Genomic DNA, 4077 nt, shown 5'->3' with positions numbered 1-4077 from the left:
CCACCACGTCGTCCAGCCCGTCCGCCGCCGCGGGCAGCGCCGTCGCGGCCAGCCCGGCCGCGACCACCAGGCCCAGCAGCCCCCGTCCCCAATCCACCAGCACCATTCCCCTGTTCCCATCCGTGCCGGCGCGCCCGCCGCGCCCATCGGCCTGGGATCAGCAAGCGGCGTGCCAGCGCCGCCCGGGAAACGTTCCGTTACACCTCCGGCCTTGCCCCCGGGCGGCGGAGGGGACTAGGCAAGGGTTGGATCCACTGCCGGGCCCGGTCCTTGGTCACGCTGCTGTACATTCTCGCCTTCCTCTGCCCGCCGCTCGCCGTCTATCTCGACATCGGGGCGGGGCCGGAGCTGCGGCTGAACATCATCCTGACGATCCTGGGCTGGATCCCGGGCATCATCCACGCGCTCTACATCCTGTCGATCCACCCGCCGCACTGAGCGGATGCGGCCGCCTCACTCCGCCGCCGGGACCAGCTCCGGCTCCGCGGCCGGCACGGCGCGCGACAGGAAGCCGAACACCACCACGGCCGAGACCACGGTGATGGCGGCCAGCACGAACAGCAGGTCGTGGAACGCGTCGCCATAGGCCTGGACCAGCAGGGCCGGGCCGGCCTGCGGCAGGGCCGCCGCGGCCTGGTCCAGGTCGCCCATCGCCAGCCGCTGCGCCGCCAGGGTCAGCGTCGCCGGGTCGACCGGGCCGGACACCGTCGCCAGGCCGGCCCCCGTCAAACCAGACCGCACGAAGCCGGCCAGGATGGCGCCGACCACCGCCAGGGCGATGCCTTCGCCGGCCACGCGGGTGGTGCTGAAGATGCCGGCGGCCATGCCGGCGCGCTCCTTCGGCACGACGCTGACCGCCAGTGCGTCCATCAGGCCCCAGGGCAGGCTGATGCCCAGGCCGATCACCAGCAGCGGCGGGACCATCGCCGACGCCGCCATGCCCGGCGGCACCTGGGACAGCAGCACCAGCCCGGCGGCGGTGACCAGCAGCCCGGCGCCGCACAGCACGCCGGCGGAGAACCAGCGGGTCAGCAGCGCCGCCAGCATCGGCACCACCAGCATCGGCCCGCACAGCGCCATCATCATCCAGCCGGCGCCGACCCCGCCCCAGCCCTCGATGCCGACGAAGCGCAGCGGCAGCAGGATCAGCAGCACCACGAAGGAATAGGCCGGCGCCGCCGCCAGCAGCTGGACCCCGACGAAGCGCGGGAAGCGGAACAGCGACAGGTCCAGCATCGGCCGCGCCGCCCGGGTCTCGATCCGGATGAACAGGGCGGCCAGCGCCACGGCGCCGGCCAGCAGGGCGATCACCCAGGGGCTGCCCCAGCCCTGTTCCGGCGCCAGCAGCACGGCATAGGTCAGCAGCGACAGGGCGGCGGTGAAGCTGGCGGCGCCCGGCCAATCCAGACCGGCGGCGCCGGGATCGCGGGATTCATGCATGAAGCGCCAGCCGAAGCCGAAGGCGATGGCGCTGAGCCCGGCGGTGCCGAGGAAGATCGACTGCCAGCCCACGGTCTCGACCAGCAGGCCGGACAGCAGCGGGCCGAAGGCCAGGCCGATGCCGAAGGTGGTGCCGATCAGGCTGAAGGCGCGGGTCCGGGCCGGACCGTCGAATTCCTGGGCCAGCGCGGCGAGGCCGGCGGAGAAGGCGGCGGCGCCGGCGCCGCCCTGCACCGCCCGCAGCAGGTCCAGCACCAGCAGGTCGCGCACCAGGGTCAGCGCCAGCGAGGACACCAGGAACACCACCTGGCCGATCAGGAACAGCCGCTTGCGGCCGAAGCTGTCGGCCAGGGCGCCGGCGATCATCAGCGTGCTGCCGAAGCACAGCATGAAGGCGTTGGTGATCCAGTTCAGGGCGATCGGGTCGCCGCCGAGCGAGCGGGCGATGGCCGGCATCGCCACTGCCGGACCGGTGAAGTTGAACGGCAGGGCCAGCAGCGACAGGCACACGGCGGCCAGCACCAGCAGCTTCTCCATCCGGCTGTGGCCGGCGGCAGACGCGGACGGTGCTGCCGCGGAATCGGAATTCCGGGGCATGGGCAACTCTGATGTCAGGGGGCCGCATTGGGCGCGGCGTTGCATGGAAGATAAATCGGCCGTAATGATCGGCCAACCGGCACAAATTCCGCTATGACCGGAATTCAATTCCGCAATCGAGCCCTTGTACGTCGAGACTCCGGGCATGGACAATCTGAACGGCCTGACCGCCTTCGTCCGCGCCGCCGAGACGCGCAGCTTCGTCGCCGCGGGGCGGCTGCTCGGCATCTCGGCCTCGGCCGTGGGCAAGAGCGTGGCGCGGCTGGAGGAACGGCTGGGCGCCCGGCTGTTCCACCGCAGCACGAGGCGGATCAGCCTGACCGCGGAGGGCGCGCTGTTCTACGAGCGCTGCCAGCGCATCCTCGGTGATGTCGCGGATGCGGAGGCGGAGCTGCAGCGGGCGATGGAGGCGCCGCGCGGCCGCCTGCGGGTCAGCCTGCCGGTGGCGACGCATCGCCTGCTGCTGCCGGTGCTGCCGGAATTCGTGGGGATGTATCCCGAGATCGAGCTGGATCTCGACTTCAACGACCGCATGGTCGACGTCATCGACGAAGGGCTGGATGTGGTGATGCGCAGCGGCGCGCTGACCGATTCCCGCCTGGTGTCGCGGCGGATCGGGCCGTTCTGCTTCCGGATCGTCGGGTCGCCGGACTATTTCGCGCGGCGCGGCGTGCCGCAGCGCCCGGCCGATCTCGAGCGGCATGCCTGCCTGCGCTACAAATCGCCGACCGCCGGCACGCTGCAGGATTGGGGGCTGCGGGCCGACCCGGCGCCGGGCAGCTGGCGGTTGCCGGCGACGCTGCTGTGCAACAATGCCGAGGCGCTGATTTCCGCCGCGCAGCGCGGGCTCGGCCTGATCTACATGGCGGATTTCCTGCTGCGCGACGCCCTGGCCGGCGGCGCGCTGCAGGCGGTGCTGGAGCCATACAAGGCGCCGCCGAGCATGTTCTGGGCGCTGTGGCCGTCCAGCCGCCATCTGTCGCCGAAGCGGCGCGTCTTCGTCGACTTCCTGTGCACCCGGCTGATCCCGGCGGAGGGATCGCCGGACACCCCACGCTGAGGATTGTGATGCGCGAATTGGAGATGGTTCAGGTTGATGCCTTTGCCGACCGGGTGTTCTCGGGCAACCCGGCCGCGGTGCTGATCCTCGACGACTGGCTGCCGGATGCCGTGCTGCAGGCCATCGCCGAGGAGAACAACCTGGCCGAGACGGCCTTCGCCCGCCGGGCCGGGGCGGAATGGGATCTGCGCTGGTTCACCCCGGTGCACGAGGTCGATTTCTGCGGCCATGCCACGCTGGCCACCGCCCATGTGCTGGCGGCGGAGCGGGGCGAGACGGGCGAGCTGGTGTTCCACACCCGGGTCGGCCGGCTGGCGGTGACGCGGGCCGGCGATGGCTATGTGCTCGACATCCCGGCGCTGGCGCCGCAGCCGGTCGATCCGCCGCCGCTGGTGGCGGAGCTGTTCGGCGACCGGGTCGTGGCGGTGTTCCGCAACTTTGAGAACCTGTTCGTCGAGCTGCCGGACGAGGCGGCGGTGCGGATGGTGGTGCCCGATCTGCTGCGCATCGCCGGGCTGCATCCGCTCGGCCTCGTCGTCACCGGCCGCGGCGCGACGGCGGACATCGCCTCGCGCTATTTCGCGCCCAGCTATGGCATTCCCGAGGATCCGGTGACCGGGTCGATCCATGCGACGCTGGTGCCCTATTGGGCGGCGAAGTTTGGGAGGATGGAGCTGACTGCGGTCCAGTGCTCGCGCCGCGGCGGCCGGCTGGGATGCCGGCTGCAGGGCGACCGGGTGCTGCTGTCCGGCCAAGCCGTCACCTTCATGCGCGCGCTGATCCGACTGCCGGCGTAACCGGCCCCCGGCACTCCGGACGCGCGGCGCCCGGGGTGCCGGTGCCCCTCAGGACCTAGAGGACGAAATCGCCGGCCACCAGGGCGACATGCCCGGTCAGAATGATATTGAAGTCGGAGACACCGTCGCCGTTGATGTCGCCGCCGATGACGGTGTCGGTGCCGGAGAAGGCGAAGTGCACTT

At 71.5% G+C, this 4077-nt stretch carries 4 protein-coding genes; 3 read left to right on the top strand and 1 reads right to left on the bottom strand.

Annotated features, from left to right (window positions below; all coding sequences use genetic code 11):
- The first annotated feature begins 270 nt into the window (after positions 1 to 270).
- The gene (locus AC3XYG_RS24230) at positions 271 to 438 is read left to right on the top strand and encodes a YqaE/Pmp3 family membrane protein (RefSeq protein WP_489142431.1); all 168 of its coding nucleotides are present in this window, start codon (positions 271 to 273) and stop codon (positions 436 to 438) included.
- 15 nt (positions 439 to 453) lie between these two features.
- On the opposite strand, the gene AC3XYG_RS24225 is transcribed toward AC3XYG_RS24230, so the two are convergent.
- Positions 454 to 2037 (bottom strand): MFS transporter, encoded by a 1584-nt coding sequence (locus tag AC3XYG_RS24225; RefSeq protein ID WP_489142430.1) that lies wholly within the window; start codon positions 2035 to 2037, stop codon positions 454 to 456.
- A 145-nt stretch (positions 2038 to 2182) separates the two neighbouring features.
- Between AC3XYG_RS24225 and AC3XYG_RS24220 the strand changes: the two genes are divergently transcribed.
- A complete protein-coding gene (locus AC3XYG_RS24220; protein ID WP_489142429.1) occupies positions 2183 to 3097 on the top strand; it encodes a LysR family transcriptional regulator in 915 nt (304 codons plus the stop codon).
- 23 nt (positions 3098 to 3120) lie between these two features.
- Positions 3121 to 3894, top strand: a complete 774-nt coding sequence (locus AC3XYG_RS24215; protein ID WP_489142428.1) for a PhzF family phenazine biosynthesis protein — start codon at positions 3121 to 3123, stop codon at positions 3892 to 3894.
- Positions 3895 to 4077 lie beyond the last annotated feature (183 nt).

The sequence above is a fragment of the Inquilinus sp. genome (assembly GCF_057815775.1).
Note: the sequence above shows the minus strand (reverse complement) of the source record. Positions and strands in the feature narration are given on the sequence as shown.